Below are 14,908 nucleotides of genomic sequence, written 5' to 3'. Positions count from 1 at the left end.
ACATGAGTGCAGAAGATATGAACAAGGACCACCTGGACGAGACCCGAGTCATCGACGCTCAAGCTCATGACTCGCAGGATCAGGATGCGCATGCTGATAAGACGACCTACGTGAATGTTGCCTACCAGAAGGAAGACGGAACCTACGAAGGTGCTTGGCTTCCCGCTGATGAGGTTGTTCCTCACGAGGCCGCGGCAAAGCCCTCGTGGAAGAAGAAGGCTGCAGCCGCCGGCGCAGCAGCAGCTTTCTTGGTTGCAGGTTTTGGCGCGGGTTGGGCAACGAGCTCGGTTGCATCTCCCGCTCCCGCGCAGCAATCGCAGGCCGCGCCCGGACAGCCCGGTCAGGGTGGTCCTGGTGGCCAGCAAGGCCAGGGCGGTCCCGGTGGACAGGGGATGCCTGGCGGTCAGCAGGGTCAGAACGGACAGCAGGGCATGCCCGGCGGTCAGGGTGGCCCCGGCGGACAAAATGGCCAGCAAGGCCAAGGTGGCCCCGGTGGACAGGGGATGCCTGGCGGTCAGCAGGGTCAGAACGGACAGCAGGGCATGCCCGGCGGTCAGGGCGGTCCCGGCGGACAGCAGGGCCAGGGTGGTCCGGGCTCTCAGAACGGATCCTCCAAGAAGGGATCCGAGAACTCAACTGCAAAGAAGAAGGCGGCAGAAAACTCTTCTCAAAGCTCTGACTCCCAAAACTCTGATTCCTCGTCTAAGTAATGAGGGACTCCCGGTAGGGGTGCTCGACGCTACCATGGCGTCTGGGCGCCCCTACTTCTTTTCGTAGACGAAGGGGGTATCGGGCGGATTAACGGGAGTAATGTTCGTTGCCTTCAGATAGAGAGCTTTTGAGTTGCGGACTTCTAAGGTTCCTTGAACGCGAACCCATTGATCTGCCTGCGGCACGAATGAGGTTGTGTTATTCACGGCAAAACCTAAGGCATAAGCATCGGCCGCACAGCACCACATGGTCATTCGGGATAAGCCGAAGCTGTCATCGGGACCAAAAGGAGGCATCCCTGCCTCTGAAGAGGCTTTATCTTTTGGCAAGACGAAACCGGTCACCTCGATTGTTTTCCCATCCCACTGATCGGGGTGAGTCACCATATCGATGACGCTGTCGTAGTAATTATTTGTGTCGATCACGTGGTCGGCGTGGAACTGTGCTGCGGAAGAAGAATCTGAAGATGAGGGGACAGGCACCTGTGAAATAGCGGTCGTTGAGTTCGTTGACCCAAGGAAGCTTGAAGGGGCCAGAGAAAAAGGCAGGGACCAGGCAACGAGTGGAATGAGAAGATAAGCCGCATTCGCGCGTGTTCGGTGAGTGTGTTTTTCCTGCCTGCGTGCAAGAAGATCCACGATCGCCCACACGGTGAAGACGACACACAAGAAAATGATGAGCGGAAGGAAACGAGGCGGGAAGAAATAGACCCATCGCCTCGAAAGGAAGAGGAACCCTAAGCTTGCCGCGGCAAGCACAAACACCAAAGCGCGTGCCCTCACAATGTGCCTCCCAAACCCCACCAGGTCAAGATAAGCCCGGCCAGCGCAACAACTGCGGTGATGGTTGCGCAGATGCGAAGAGTAAAGCGCGTCGAGAAAACCGCTGACAACATGAAGACGTTCTTCACATCAAGCATGGGGCCCATGAGCATGAAGGTCATGAGCGCTCCTGGGGGAAGCAGACTTGTCATGCTCCGCGCGACGATCGCATCGGATGATGAACACTGAGAAAGAATGAAAGCCATCAACATTGCAACGGCAATGGAGACATATGAGGAAGTATGTCCCGTCATAAACCCAGCAGGGAGAAGCCCCTGGATGACGCTGGAGAGAGCGGCACCGATCAACATATAGGGCACGACCCGTAGGAAGGCCGAGGCCGACGCGGAAGAAAATGAAGAAACGCGTCCTTGCGTAGCGTGCGCCGCGTGAGCGCCGCATCCATGTGAACAATCGCAGGAGTCATCCGACTCGCTCTGGCGCAAAACCGCCGTCAGAGACGGCATGCGGATGCTGAGCAAAAGAGCAATTGTCATGGTGCAGACGATGGCGGCGGCCAATCGTAGCGACACTGCTTTCAGCGATGGGCCAAAGGCATACCACGTTGAAAACAGGACAAGCGGGTTGATGGATGGCGCCGCAAAAAGAATGATGAAAACAGTGCGCGGGGGAATGCCTCGTCGGAGCAGGGTGCGTACAAGAGGAACGGTTGAACAATCGCAGACGGGAAGAAGCGCGGAATAGAAGAAAGCAACGACGCAACCCGCAACGCGGCCTCGTGGGAAGAGGCGTGCAAGTTGGCGAGGGGAAAGAAAAACCTCGATCGCAGCGGCAATGAGGGAGCTGATCGCCAAGAAAGGTAAGGACTGAAGAGTAATCCCCGAAAAGATTGCAATCATGCGGGAAATGGGGATACCTGCAGCAGTCAATGCCTCTTGGAAGCGGTAGGCGCACACCAAAGCAAGGCATACGAGTGCTGTGACAGCCGTCGAGGGACGGGAAATGTCCATGTACTTTCATCCTGCTTTCTTAAGATGGCATGCACCGTTAACTCTATCGCGATGCTGATCTCATTTTTGTGCTTGAGGCGAGATAGAAGTGCCTTGGGAGCGTGCTTTGCGTAAACTAGGACAGGCGTTGATCCGGCTACATCAGTAGGAATCACCGGGGAGCATTCGGAAGAACGGGCGAAAGCCTTAGTAGAACCGAACGGGTAAGCCCGTCACAGCTGTTAATGAGCGGCTACGCAGCGCGTAGCAAGCGGGGTGGTACCGCGGGAATCGGCAACGCTGATCCTCGTCCCTGTGGACCTGCGACACAAGGACGAAACATGACGAAGCACGGCTTCTACCCGCGCCATCGCGATGAGCAAGTGGATCCAAGCCCGTCCTTCCCTCAGATGGAAGGACAGACCCTGGCTTTCTGGGCCGCTGATGACACCTTCCGTAAATCCATTACTCGCCGTCCCGCCGGTAAGGGCGGTCAGAACGAATTCGTGTTCTACGACGGCCCGCCTTTTGCAAACGGCCTCCCGCACTACGGTCACCTGCTGACTGGCTACATCAAGGACGTTGTCGGTCGTTACCAGACGATGCTCGGACACCACGTTGAGCGCCGTTTCGGCTGGGATACCCATGGTCTTCCCGCAGAACTTGAAGCACAACGTCAGCTGGGAATCGAAGACGTCACCGAGATTACGCGTCCCGGCGGAATCGGTATCGAGGCCTTCAATGCGGCCTGCCGTTCCTCCGTGCTTCGCTACACCAAGGAATGGGAAGAGTACGTTACTCGTCAGGCCCGTTGGGTGGACTTCGATAACGACTACAAGACCTTGGATATGTCCTACACGGAATCGGTCTTGTGGGCATTCAAGCAGCTCTACGACAAGGGCCTTGCCTACCAGGGCTACCGCGTTCTGCCGTACTGCTGGCATGACCGCACTCCTTTGAGCAACCACGAGCTCAAGATGGACGACGATGTGTATCAGGATCGTACTGATAACACCGTTACCGTCGGCCTGCGCTTGGAAAAGAAACTGCGCGAAGACTCTGAGCGTCCCGAGCTGGCGTTGATCTGGACGACTACGCCGTGGACCCTTCCCTCGAACGAGGCGATCGCTGTTGGTCCGCAGATCGACTACGTCCTAGTTCAGGTTGCTGCTGATCATGCGGGCAACTTGGCAGGGGAGCGAGTGCTGATTGCGGCAGACCTGGTTTCCGCTTACGCCAAGGAACTGGGCGAAGACCCGCAGGTTGTGGCCTCGTACAAGGGTTCGGAGCTGGTGGGGCTTCACTACCACCCGATCTACGATTTCTTTGATACTCCGGAAAACCGTGCAGAAGGCGCAGCGCCTGGCCCCAACGGTTGGTCGATCATCGCTGCCGACTACGTGACGACGACGGATGGTACCGGCCTCGTTCACCAGGCTCCCGCATTCGGTGAAGACGATATGTGGACCTGCATGGAATACGGAATCGGTGTGGTCCTGCCCGTCGATGAAGGCGGCGTTTTGACTTCTGAGGTTCCTGACTACAAGGGCTTGCAGATCTTCGATGCAAACCGCTACGTGGTTGCCGACCTGCGTGACCAGAGCGGCCCGATCGCCCGTCGCGCGCCTGAAATTCGCGCCGTGCTGGTCCGCGAGAAGTCCTACGTGCACTCTTACCCGCACTGCTGGCGCTGCCGCAAGCCCCTCATGTACAAGGCCGTCTCCTCGTGGTTCGTACGCGTGACCGAGATCCGTGATCGCATGGTGGAGCTCAATCAAGAGATCACCTGGACTCCTGCACACATCAAGGATGGCATCTTCGGCAAGTGGCTGGAGGGCGCTCGCGACTGGTCGATTTCGCGTAACCGCTTCTGGGGCGCACCGATCCCCGTGTGGGTATCGGATGACCCGCAGTACCCGCGTACCGATGTTTACGGCTCGGTTGCAGAGCTGGAAGCCGACTTCGGCGTGAAGGTCACGGACTTCCACCGTCCCTTCATTGATTCGCTCACCCGCCCGAACCCGGATGATCCGACGGGCAAGTCGACGATGCGTCGTATTTCCGACGTCTTCGACTGCTGGTTTGAGTCGGGATCCATGCCCTTCGCGCAGGTTCACTACCCCTTCGAAAACCAGGAGTGGTTCGAAAACCACTACCCGGGCGACTTCATTGTCGAGTACATCGGTCAGACGCGCGGCTGGTTCTACACGCTGCACGTCCTTGCGACCGCGCTTTTTGATCGCCCGGCCTTCCGCTCCTGTGTCTCCCACGGTATTGTTCTGGGCGACGACGGCCTGAAGATGAGCAAGTCCCTGCGTAACTACCCGGACGTGGCCGAGGTCTTCAACAAGTATGGTTCCGATGCCATGCGTTGGTTCCTCATGTCCAGCCCGGTCGTGCGCGGCGGAAACCTCATGGTCAAGGAAGAGTCGATCCGCGATACGGTTCGCCAGGTGCTCCTGCCCATTTGGAACACCTACTACTTCTTTACCCTGTACGCCGGCGCGTGCAATGGGGGAGCGGGCTACGAGGCCAAGCGCCTTGACCTCTCAGATCAATCGGTTGTCGATGGCTTGCCTCAGATGGACCGCTACCTGCTCGCTCACACGCGTTCTTTGGCTGAGGACGCTCGCGGCGCATTGGACGCCTATGACGTTGCTGGTGCCTGCGACGCGATCCGCGACTACCTGGATGTTCTGACGAACTGGTACGTGCGTACTCAGCGCCAGCGTTTCTGGGATGAGGACAACGCTGCATTCGATGCCCTCTACACCGCTTTGGTGACCCTCATGGAGTTGGCAGCTCCCTTGCTGCCGCTGCTTTCTGAGGAGATCTGGCGCGGCCTGACGGGTGGGGAATCCGTGCACTTGGTGGACTTCCCCGTGATTTCCGAGGCCGTGGCTGACTCTGCGCTTGTCGAGGCCATGGACGAGGTGCGTTCCGTCGTCTCCGCTGCTCACGCCCTGCGTAAGACTCACCAGCTTCGCGTGCGTCAGCCCCTGGCGTCCCTGCAGGTTGTTTCGCAGCACTACAAGGAGCTGGAGCCCTTCGCGGATCTCATCGCTTCCGAGGTCAACGTCAAGTCTGTGGTGTTTGCTTCTCCGGAGACGTCGGGCCTGAGCGTGCGCACTGAGCTCTCGCTCAACCCGCGTGCCTTCGATCCTGCTTTCCGTAAGCTCACCAGCCAGCTGTTCAAGGCTCAGAAGTCCGGTGAGTGGGAGGTCTTGGGTGATGGGTCATGCCGTTTCGCTTCGGTGGAAGTTGATGGCGCTCCCGTGCTGCTGACCGGTGACATGTTCTCGGTGTCTACCTCCGTGGACGCGGCCGAGGGCCAGGTCGCGGACGTGCTGCCGTCGGGTACCTTCGTCGTGCTCGATACGGAGCTGACCCCCGAGCTCGAGGCCGAGGGCTACGCCCGTGACGTCGTGCGCGCAGTTCAGGATGAGCGTAAGAATGCCGGCCTGCACATTGCGGACCGCATCGACCTGACGCTGACGGTTCCGGCTGATCACGTGAGTGATGTCGAGACTTGGAAGGACATGATTGCCTCCGAGACTCTGGCATTGTCTGTGTCGGTTGAGGCCGGCGACAAGCTGGCTGTGAGCGTCTCCAAGCACTAAGTCTGAGTGCTTTCAAGCGCGAAGACCGGGGGCGGGCCACACATTAGTGCGGCCCGCCCCCTGTGCATCATTGCGGTGTGCTTTATCCAACCGCGTCGACAGCTTCTTTTGCTGTCTTTAGGCCGACGCCGGTGCGATCTCTGTACGCCTTGACGGCCTCAAGCTTGCGTCCATCTAGCACCAGTGCGCGTTCGGATGGACTCAGTGCTAAATCGATGGATTCTCCGGAGGCTTTTAAGAGTCGTTCGAGATGTGCGACTCGCTCCTTCAAGCGCTCATTTTCTTCGCGCAGTTCGTCAAACTTGCGTGCATCCCCGATCCAGATACCCATGTATGCCCTCCTTTGGGCCGTGTCTTTGTGATACGGGTGATTCTATCAAGGAGCTTATCCGCAAGAAAGGCATCATTGTGTGCCAGATAACAGAGTTATAACGTTTTATGAAAACGTTTTAACTCGCCTCAGTTCACGCGCTACAGTATCGACATGGCCTCACGGGTCCGACTTGTCGACGTTGCACGAAACGCTGGAGTTTCACCGACTACCGCTTCACTCATCCTCAGCGGTAGTCGCGCAGACGCGTTCGCTTCGGCAACCCAAAAGAAGGTTCACGAGGCCGCTCGAAGCCTTGGCTACACTCGTTCAATCCTTGGCTCTTCCCTGAAATCCGGTGCCACGCGGACAATCTGCTTTTTCTACACCCCTCCCATGGACCGCTTCGTCGAGCGATTCCAACTGCACGCGAGCGCGCGCCTCGAAGAAGAAAGTCTCCACCTGGTATCGATCCCGGTGTGCATCGGTGACGAACAGCAGATCGTCAACGCATTGTCGTGCGGGCTCTACGACAGCGCCTGCCTCGCCTGCAATCCAACTAGCGCCGAGGCCTTAATGGATCTGCTCCCCACACCGCCTATTCCCACCATGATCTTTGGCACCCTCCCGCCAAACCCCTCCTACATCGGGGTAACCATTGACGAAACCGCGGGGATCACGCAGGCTCTCAGTGGCCTCGAAAAAGGGGGAGCGAAGAAGATCGCCTACCTCACCCAGCGCCGAAGCGCCGAGGAACTCGAAAACGAACCGCGCTGGCACGCATACACGAAATACCTCAGCGATTCACACCTGGGTACTCCTCAAGTTTTGGCGTACACGGAGGGGAGCATTCCCTCTGCTTTCCAGTGCGCCACCACGATTTTCACCGGTCGGGACGACCTTCCCGATGCGGTGTATTGCGATTCCGACCGAGTTGCCATTGGCGCAGTCCTTGCAGCAACTCAATGCGGAATCGCAATCCCCGATGACCTCCAAATCATCGGCACAGGCGCCTCCGTCGATGGCGGCGACCTTCACCCCGCACTGTCCACAATCGGCCTCGACAACCGAGACCTGGATAGCGCGGTCACTTTACTGTCCACACTCAGCGGTGAAGAACCGGAGTCGACAACGCTGACCCTTCGGTGGCACTACATGCCCCGAGGGACGACGCACTAAACGAGAAAGAACATAAGGAGCGCAACGATGCGACACAGCTCTTCTAAGCGGCTCAGCCGCACTCTGTCGGTATGCGCGGCTTTTGCCATGGCCGCTTCTCTTGCCGCGTGTTCAACGCCTGGTGGAGTTGGACAACAGTCCTCTGACTCCTCGAGCGAATCCTCGCAGTCGCTGGGAATCCAGGGCGATCGCACCGGTAAAGAAATCCTGATCTACATGTCGGCTGGCCGCGATTACAAGGCCTACACCGACACCTTCGCGGCCTTCGAGAAGGAACACAACGTCAAGATCAACGTCCAGTACTACCAGTGGGGCGACCTGCAGCAAAAGCTCACCGCTGACTTCCTCTCGGGCCAGACCCCTGACCTCGTCGAAGAAAACGGCGGCTGGTGGTCCACTCGCTGGGGTGCAGACGGCAACATCATGTCCCTGGATCCCTTCCTCCAAAAGGAACCCGGATTCCTCGATGACTTCGTCGAATCAGGCCTTGCAAACCGTCAGGCCGACGGTAAGACCTACGGTATTCCTCTCCACGTGACCATGGGCGGCCTCGTCTTCGGTAACAAGGAAATGATGGACAAGGCCGGCGTGACCATGCCCAAGACTTGGGAAGAACTACGCGAAGCCTCCAAGAAGATCCAGGAATCCGGCGTTGAGTACGGTCTGGCACTCAACAACGACGCCTCCTACACCGTTCCCTTCCTCATGCAGGCCGGAGTCACCTTCACCAAGGACGGCAACGAGCCCATGACTCCCGCAGCCAAGGCAACCGAAGCCATGCAGTTCCAGTACGACCTGATCTACAAGGACAAGCTGGCCCCGGTCCCCGTCGCCTCGAACGACTACGCGGCACCGCGTAAGGTTTTCACCTCCAAGCGAGCAGGCTTCATCCTCACCGGTCCCTGGGATATCTCAGCAGTGCGCAAGGAAGATCCGAACTTCCCGCTGACCGTTGGTGAACCTCTCAAGGGCGATGTTCAGAAGACCTACCTGGCCGGCTCGGGCATGATGATCCCCTCGAAGTCGCAGAACGCAGAGCTCGCATGGCAGCTCATCAAGGACATGACCAGCCTCAAGGTCCAAGAAGCCGTCACCGCTGAGACCGGAATGGCAATGTCGCGTAAGTCGTGGGCGAACTCCGACGTTGTGAAGAATGATCCGATTCTCTCCGTCGTCGCCAAGTCGCGTGACTATGCAGCGACACCCGACAAGGCATTCTGGGGTAACGAGAACGCCGCGAAGATCTCGGATGCTCGCAAGGTGATGTACGAAGAGATCATCCTCAACGGAAAGGACCCAGCTGCTCAGGTCCAGACCTACGAGACCACGGTTGCTGGACTCCTGAAGCAGTAACTCATGTCCGTCTCGTCTCGGAGCCGGGGGCGTCGGGGAGGGATGCGCGCACGCCAAGCGCGTACCGCGTATCTCTTCCTGACCCCCGCGGTCATCTACTTCGTTCTCTTTATGTTCTGGCCGCTGATCCAGGAATTTCAGCTGTCCTTCACGCGCGGCTTTACAACGCTGCGCCCCGTGGGATGGAAGAACTATTCCTCGATCATCCGTGACCCCGAAGTACAGCACGCCTTCGGAATCACCCTGATCTACGCGGCCTCCGCACTGATTCTGGGTGCCTGCGTGGGCTTGCTCCTGGCTCTCATCCTCAACCAGAAATTCCGTGGGCGCACCCTTGCGCGCACGATGATCCTGACCCCCTACATGACCTCGGTGGCCATCGTTGGCTTGATGTGGCGCAATATCTTAGACCCGACGACGGGTATCTTGAATTCGGTGCTCTCCAGCCTGCACCTTCCCACCCAGCAGTGGCTGACCACCGCGCCCTTGGCAACCCTTGTCGGGATTACCGTCTGGCAAGAAGCCGGCTACTTCATGCTGCTTTTCTTGGCTGGCTTGCAGGGTATCGATCCTCAGATTTACGAGGCCGCGCGCCTCGATGGTGCATCCCCGTGGAAGCGCTTCTGGTCCTTGACTCTTCCACTCCTCGCCCCGACGACGCTGTTCGTCGGTCTGGTCGGAATGATTTCAACGCTCCAGCAATTCGGCCTCCCGTACTTGGTGACCAACGGCGGACCTGGAAATGCCACGAGCTTGTACGTCTACCAGGTGTATCGTGAGACCTTCCAGAGTGGAAACCTGGGCTACGCCTCTGCCATGAGCTTCGCTTTCTTGGTAGTCATTATGGTTTTGTCCTTGATCCAGATTCGGACGGGACGAAGGAAAGAGGCACTATGATGTGCGTACCTACCCCGCCCCCGGCCTCGGCAGTCATTAAAAAGAAGAAGAGCATCGCTGAGGATGAACTCTTCCCGGGAGCACGCCTGATTTCGCTGATCTTCATTTGGATTGCCGCCGCGATCGCTGTTGCCCCGTTGCTGTACATGATCTCCTTGGCTTTCCAATCCGACGCGGAAGTTTCCGGTGGATCAGCGGTGTTGATCCCTGCGAAATGGCAATGGGAGAACATCGGGAGGCTCTTTGCAGCAGCGCCTTTTGGCCGTTTCCTCTTCAACTCGATCTTGGTCGCCGGACTGATCACCTGCTCGCACATCGTTTTCGCCCCGCTGGTCGGATACGTTTTCGCGAAGTTTGATTTCCCGGGCAAACAGGTCTTCTTCATTGCGATCTTGTCGACCATGATGATCCCGCTCTTCGTGCGTATGATCCCGCTCTATGTGTGGTTCTCGCAGATCGGATGGCTTGATACCTATCAGGGTCTGGTTATGCCATTCCTCATGAGCGCTTTCTCGATCTTCCTCATGCGCCAGTTCATTGCGGGTGTGCCCGACTCTTTGATTGAGGCTGCTCGCGTTGACGGGGCCAATGAGCTGCGGATCTATCGCTCGATTGTTCTCCCGCAGTGCAAACCCGCACTGACGGTCCTGGGATTGTTCACCTTCGTTTTCCAGATGAATGAATTCCTGTGGCCTTTGATTGCGACCAGCTCGCTGGAGATGCGAACAATTACTATTGGACTATCAATCTTTAAGAGTGAATCTTTCACCGCTTGGAACCTGACGGCAATGGGATCCCTCATGCTGTTTATCCCCGTGTGCTTGCTCTTCGTCCTCACGCAGAAGCACATCGTTCAGGGCATCGCGATGACGGGTATCAAGTAGGAGTTACCGTGAGTGAGAACCATCCGAATATCGTCCTCATTGCCGTTGATCAATGGAGGGGGGATTGCCTATCGATTCTTGGACACCCCGACGTGCGCACCCCCTATCTTGATCAGCTAGCTGGGGGAGGAGCGCAGATGACGCAGGCCTACGCGGCTTGCCCCACCTGTATTCCTTCTCGGATGGGACTCATGACCGGGACCGCCCCGACCACGCACCGCCGAATCGGCTATCAGGACGGAATTACCTTCGATATGCCGGTTACGCTCCCCGGGGCGCTTCGCGATGCCGGGTACCAGACTCAGGCAATCGGCAAGATGCACTACTGGCCTGAGCGCGGTCGCATCGGCTTTGATGATGTCATTTTGCACGACGGCTATCTTCACTACTCGCGTCACCGCGAGCGCGATTGCCGGATGTACGACGACTACCTGACGTGGCTGCGCGAGCAAGAGGGAGCAGGTGCTGCGGAGGACTACATCGATAATGGCCTCGAATGTAATTCGATGGTTGCGCGTCCCTGGGATAAGGCAGAAAAACTGCACCCCACGAATTGGGTCGTCACCGAGGCAACGCAATGGCTCTACCGGCGCGACCCCACCTGTCCCTTCTTCCTCTACCTGTCCTTCCATCGTCCGCACGCTCCGCTTGACCCGCCTCAGTGGGCTTTCGACAGTTATGACCAGGACGAACTCACTCTTCCGGGCGAGGACAATTGGTCGGATGAGTTGATGAGTGAGGAAAGACGGGATTGGGATCCGACCGCCCTCGCTGCTCACTATCGTGAGCGGGACGTGAGGCTTGCGCGCGCCGGCTACTACGGGCACATGACGCACATCGATTCTCAGATTTCTCGCTTCATCCAGACGCTAGGGGAGTTCGGCCTTGCTGAGAATACGGTGATCGCTTTTATTTCCGACCATGGGGATATGATGGGCGATCACGGTTTGTGGCGAAAAGGTTACCCTTACGAGGCCTCCTCGCACGTTCCCTTCATTTTGTACGGTGCGGGGATTACGCCTGGTGCACGCGTAGATAGTGTGGTTGAGATCCGTGACGTGATGCCGACCCTGCTCGACGTTGCCGGTGTGGAGATTCCTGAGGAAGTTGAGGGCCGCTCTGTCCTTCCCTTGATTGCCGAGGCCGACGATGAAGTTCCGTGGAGAGAGTACCTTCACGGGGAGCATTACTTGTTTGACCAATCGATACAGTGGATTCGTTTCGGAGCCTACAAGTACGTGTGGTTCTCCGGCTGGGGAGTCGAACAGCTCTTCAACCTCGATGAAGACCCCGAGGAATTGATCGATCTGTGCAAACTTTCCGCCGATGCGCGAAGCAGTGAAGTTGGCGAGGCGCTTCTTCGTGGAAGAAACTATCTGATCGCGGAGCTTCAGGGACGCGAAGAAGGATATGTCTCTGAGGGACGTTTAGTTCCCGGGTGCGAGGCCGTGAAGGTCCTGACGCATTCCTATCCGCTTCGCGAAGAAGCACGTTAGGTCTACAGCCAACCCGCTGCCCGCGCCAAGGATGCGGCCTCCGCGCGGGTGCGTGCCTCCATCTTGAGCATCGCTGAGGAGACGTGGTTACGCACGGTTCCTTGACTGAGTCCCAGCGTACGGGCAATGTCGGCGATTGTGCCGCCGCGCTCAACTTCGCGTAGAACGTCTGCCTCACGCGGGGTGAGTGATGATGAACCGCTTGAGAGTGCCTCCACTGCAAGACTCTGGTCAATCGCACGACCGCCTGCTGCGACTGTGCGTACGCCCTCGGCCAAAGCCTCGACCGGCGCGTTCTTCACCATGAAACCCGTTGCCCCCGCATCGAGGGCGCGTTGCAGGTAACCCGGCCGGCCGAATGTCGTGACAATCAGTACGCGTACCCCGGGGAAACGGGCGCGAATTGCTTCAGTTGTCGTGATGCCGTCCATGTGAGGCATTTCGATGTCGACAATTGCGACGTCGGCGGGAGAGGCTGGGCGTGCAGAACTCGTCGGTTTTGCATCGGGCGAAGCGTCTTGCGTTGCTAGACGAGTCAGTTCCTCAAGAGCCTGCACTCCATCGGCGGCCTGAGCGACTACCTCGATGTCACGCTCCAAGTTGAGCAGCCCCGCCAAAGCTCCGCGAATCATTGCCTGATCGTCGGCCACGAGCACACGAATTGTCACGCTCACCTCCTGCGTAGCCATCTGGGCTACTAGGTTAGCGCAGTTGGGGGCGCTATTCCTTGCGCTGGTTCACCATATTGGAGGATGGTTCCTCTTCGCCGAGAGGCATAGAGGGGAAAGTGAGGGAAATCGTCCACGTATGTCCCGATGCGCCCCAGGTCAAGGTTCCCTCATCACCGACGAGCTCGGATAGCCCAACGAGGCCTGATCCAGATCCTGCTGTAGAAGCGGCGTAGGCGGCAGAATAACCGTCATTCCAGACGCTGACGCTGTCTTGAGATAAATGAATACGGACGAGGGAAGGGCGGGCGTGAAGGAGAGCATTCGTGACTCCCTCGCGAATGACATGGGCTGCAGCCGCCGAGCGCGGTCTCGACGCAGGTTCCCCATCGTTTGTGATCTCGGCATCAATGCGCGCGACCTCGAGCAAAGATCGTGCCTCTTGGAGTTCCTCGGAGGGGGATAGTGCGCGCGTGGCCGCAACGATGCGGCGAACGTCAGCCAAGGCCTCGTTTGATTGAGCAGTAACTGAACGGATTTGTTCACGCGCTTCCTCATTGTGTCCCTCGTCCAAAAGACGACCGGCCAATTCAGAAATCATCGTGATGCCCATCAACGAGTGACCCAAGATATCGTGCAGGTCAGTGCTCATGCGGGCTCGCTCAGCTGCCTTTGCGCGCTGGATTGCATCTTGGCGGCGTAGACGTTCGCGAGTCGAGCGCTCCATACGCCAGCGAGCCATGCCCACAAAGATGCCAACCAACGCTAGGTAACACCCCGCCCACAGGGGTTCACCCTCCGCGTAAGCAAATACTCCAGCGATCGCAACGATTGGGACGATCCCTGCAATCACGTAGCGGCTTGGTGCTTGGAACACCCACGCAACCAGGAAGAAGGAAGTCAACATGAAGGCGTAGGGGACACCGACGCGGATCGCGTAGACGAGATAGCCCAGCGTTGTGAGCGCCAGTGCCCCATGGGAGAGGATGAGCGGCCTCGTGAAGGAGTTGCGAGCGGGCAAGGGATTGGCCAGCCACGTCGCCGAGTTAGCAAGCGCGAGGAGCACGCACAGTCCGATGATGCTCGCGCGCTGCGTTGAGGAAGGCAATTCCATGGCGTAGGCGAGGGGAAAGCCTAAGAACAGCATCCACGGGGCCGCCCACGCCAGGGAAATTAAACGTTCCTTCATGGCAATAGCCTAGCGAGCCGTGTCGTGGGATGCGCCCCACCAGGCAATTCCAGCCGTAATAACCGCCCACCCGGCGATGTTGAGCCAGGCGGATGTGGTCATTGGTACGGTTCCGGCCACCGCATAGACCGCTTGCACGGCGCCGTACAGGGGAGTGAAGGGTGCAATCTGAGAGACGAAGGGCGGCAGCTGGTCGAGTGGGATGAACATGCCTGACACGAAGGCACCCATGAGCATGACGAAAGCGGAGGCACTGTAGGCGTTCTCGCCCTTGATCGTGTATCCGCAAGCCAAACCAATGAGCGCACCCAAGGCCGAGAGAGCAACGACGACGAGCCCGCTGATGATCCAGGCACTCGTCTCCATCTTCGAACCGGTCGCAAGCCCCACGCTGAAGCAGATGAGTGCGATGAAAGCGCTCAGTGCCACCAGAGCGGTCAGGCGTACCACGAGGATCACCCACGGCTGGATGGGGGTCAGGGCATACATGCGTGAGATGCCGGTCGTGCGTTCAACGGAGAGCGTCGCGCCAAGAGACCCGCCCACCAGGATGACGCCGTAGGTGGTCATCATGACGACCATGGCAGCGGCGAGGTTCCCGCGTCCGGTCTGTGTAGTGCGCGCGGCCTCGGTCATGCCGAACATCGCGTACATGAACAGTGGGATGGCCAGTGCGAAGGCCATGTTCCACGGATTGAGGATGTGAGAGAGGAAGGTCGAGATCCAGAGTTTCCCCGCGCCCTTGAAGGGGGAGGGGATGGGGCGACTGGTTGCTCGTGCGGGTGCGTGGGTGGTCATGATGCCTTCTTCGTATGGTGTATCTGCGTTCG

The 14,908-nt window shown here is 58.3% G+C and carries 13 protein-coding genes; 7 read left to right on the top strand and 6 right to left on the bottom strand.

Features of this window, described 5'->3' with window-relative positions; genetic code table 11:
* Positions 1-2 precede the first annotated feature (2 nt).
* Positions 3-710, top strand: coding sequence for a hypothetical protein (locus HMPREF1627_RS04660; RefSeq protein ID WP_234305249.1), 708 nt, complete (start codon positions 3-5; stop codon positions 708-710).
* A 51-nt stretch (positions 711-761) separates the two neighbouring features.
* Here HMPREF1627_RS04660 and HMPREF1627_RS04655 read toward each other — a convergent pair whose 3' ends face one another.
* Entirely contained in the window at positions 762-1,493 is a 732-nt protein-coding gene (locus tag HMPREF1627_RS04655; protein WP_034501556.1) for a TIGR03943 family putative permease subunit, read from the bottom strand.
* Positions 1,490-2,503, bottom strand: a complete 1,014-nt coding sequence (locus tag HMPREF1627_RS04650; RefSeq protein ID WP_034501555.1) for a permease — start codon at positions 2,501-2,503, stop codon at positions 1,490-1,492. Before HMPREF1627_RS04650 ends, HMPREF1627_RS04655 begins: the two co-directional genes overlap by 4 nt.
* Before the next feature lie 320 nt (positions 2,504-2,823).
* On the opposite strand from HMPREF1627_RS04650, the gene ileS reads away from it, so the two are divergent.
* Entirely contained in the window at positions 2,824-6,102 is a 3,279-nt protein-coding gene (gene ileS / locus HMPREF1627_RS04645) for an isoleucine--tRNA ligase (RefSeq protein ID WP_034501554.1), read from the top strand.
* An 82-nt stretch (positions 6,103-6,184) separates the two neighbouring features.
* Here ileS and HMPREF1627_RS04640 read toward each other — a convergent pair whose 3' ends face one another.
* Positions 6,185-6,433 (bottom strand): hypothetical protein, encoded by a 249-nt coding sequence (locus HMPREF1627_RS04640; protein ID WP_034501553.1) that lies wholly within the window; start codon positions 6,431-6,433, stop codon positions 6,185-6,187.
* Between the two features lie 153 nt (positions 6,434-6,586).
* On the opposite strand from HMPREF1627_RS04640, the gene HMPREF1627_RS04635 reads away from it, so the two are divergent.
* From HMPREF1627_RS04635 to HMPREF1627_RS04615, 5 genes are read left to right on the top strand one after another with little or no spacing between them, the layout of a single operon-like run.
* Positions 6,587-7,591 carry a LacI family DNA-binding transcriptional regulator gene (locus tag HMPREF1627_RS04635; protein WP_034501552.1) on the top strand — a complete coding sequence of 335 codons (1,005 nt, stop codon included), beginning with the start codon at positions 6,587-6,589 and terminating at the stop codon, positions 7,589-7,591.
* A gap of 27 nt (positions 7,592-7,618) precedes the next feature.
* Positions 7,619-8,944 carry an ABC transporter substrate-binding protein gene (locus HMPREF1627_RS04630; protein ID WP_034501551.1) on the top strand — a complete coding sequence of 442 codons (1,326 nt, stop codon included), beginning with the start codon at positions 7,619-7,621 and terminating at the stop codon, positions 8,942-8,944.
* A gap of 3 nt (positions 8,945-8,947) precedes the next feature.
* Positions 8,948-9,841 (top strand): carbohydrate ABC transporter permease, encoded by an 894-nt coding sequence (locus HMPREF1627_RS04625; RefSeq protein ID WP_234305248.1) that lies wholly within the window; start codon positions 8,948-8,950, stop codon positions 9,839-9,841.
* Positions 9,838-10,725, top strand: a complete 888-nt coding sequence (locus HMPREF1627_RS04620) for a carbohydrate ABC transporter permease (RefSeq protein ID WP_034501549.1) — start codon at positions 9,838-9,840, stop codon at positions 10,723-10,725. Before HMPREF1627_RS04625 ends, HMPREF1627_RS04620 begins: the two co-directional genes overlap by 4 nt.
* 8 nt (positions 10,726-10,733) lie before the next feature.
* Positions 10,734-12,221, top strand: a complete 1,488-nt coding sequence (locus HMPREF1627_RS04615; RefSeq protein ID WP_034501548.1) for an arylsulfatase — start codon at positions 10,734-10,736, stop codon at positions 12,219-12,221.
* Between the two features lie 2 nt (positions 12,222-12,223).
* Here HMPREF1627_RS04615 and HMPREF1627_RS04610 read toward each other — a convergent pair whose 3' ends face one another.
* The 3 genes from HMPREF1627_RS04610 to HMPREF1627_RS04600 are packed head-to-tail and all read right to left on the bottom strand — an operon-like array spanning position 12,224 to position 14,876.
* A complete protein-coding gene (locus HMPREF1627_RS04610) occupies positions 12,224-12,889 on the bottom strand; it encodes a response regulator transcription factor (protein WP_034501681.1) in 666 nt (221 codons plus the stop codon).
* A 52-nt stretch (positions 12,890-12,941) separates the two neighbouring features.
* Entirely contained in the window at positions 12,942-14,078 is a 1,137-nt protein-coding gene (locus HMPREF1627_RS04605) for a sensor histidine kinase (protein ID WP_034501547.1), read from the bottom strand.
* Between the two features lie 9 nt (positions 14,079-14,087).
* Positions 14,088-14,876 carry an ABC transporter permease gene (locus tag HMPREF1627_RS04600; protein ID WP_034501546.1) on the bottom strand — a complete coding sequence of 263 codons (789 nt, stop codon included), beginning with the start codon at positions 14,874-14,876 and terminating at the stop codon, positions 14,088-14,090.
* Between the last annotated feature and the right edge of the window lie 32 nt (positions 14,877-14,908).

Origin of the sequence: Actinomyces sp. S6-Spd3 (assembly GCF_000758755.1) — a bacterium.
GTDB lineage: Bacteria > Actinomycetota > Actinomycetes > Actinomycetales > Actinomycetaceae > Pauljensenia.
Note: the sequence above shows the minus strand (reverse complement) of the source record. Positions and strands in the feature narration are given on the sequence as shown.

Bases quoted from the DNA above. Each gene is read 5' to 3' on its own strand.
- HMPREF1627_RS04660 (WP_234305249.1), top strand. From the start codon at position 3: ATGAGTGCAGAAGATATGAACAAGGACCACCTGGACGAGACCCGAGTC.
- HMPREF1627_RS04650 (WP_034501555.1), bottom strand. From the start codon at position 2,503: ATGGACATTTCCCGTCCCTCGACGGCTGTCACAGCACTCGTATGCCTT.
- ileS (WP_034501554.1), top strand. From the start codon at position 2,824: ATGACGAAGCACGGCTTCTACCCGCGCCATCGCGATGAGCAAGTGGAT.
- HMPREF1627_RS04640 (WP_034501553.1), bottom strand. From the start codon at position 6,433: ATGGGTATCTGGATCGGGGATGCACGCAAGTTTGACGAACTGCGCGAA.
- HMPREF1627_RS04635 (WP_034501552.1), top strand. From the start codon at position 6,587: ATGGCCTCACGGGTCCGACTTGTCGACGTTGCACGAAACGCTGGAGTT.
- HMPREF1627_RS04630 (WP_034501551.1), top strand. From the start codon at position 7,619: ATGCGACACAGCTCTTCTAAGCGGCTCAGCCGCACTCTGTCGGTATGC.
- HMPREF1627_RS04625 (WP_234305248.1), top strand. From the start codon at position 8,948: ATGTCCGTCTCGTCTCGGAGCCGGGGGCGTCGGGGAGGGATGCGCGCA.
- HMPREF1627_RS04620 (WP_034501549.1), top strand. From the start codon at position 9,838: ATGATGTGCGTACCTACCCCGCCCCCGGCCTCGGCAGTCATTAAAAAG.
- HMPREF1627_RS04605 (WP_034501547.1), bottom strand. From the start codon at position 14,078: ATGAAGGAACGTTTAATTTCCCTGGCGTGGGCGGCCCCGTGGATGCTG.
- HMPREF1627_RS04600 (WP_034501546.1), bottom strand. From the start codon at position 14,876: ATGACCACCCACGCACCCGCACGAGCAACCAGTCGCCCCATCCCCTCC.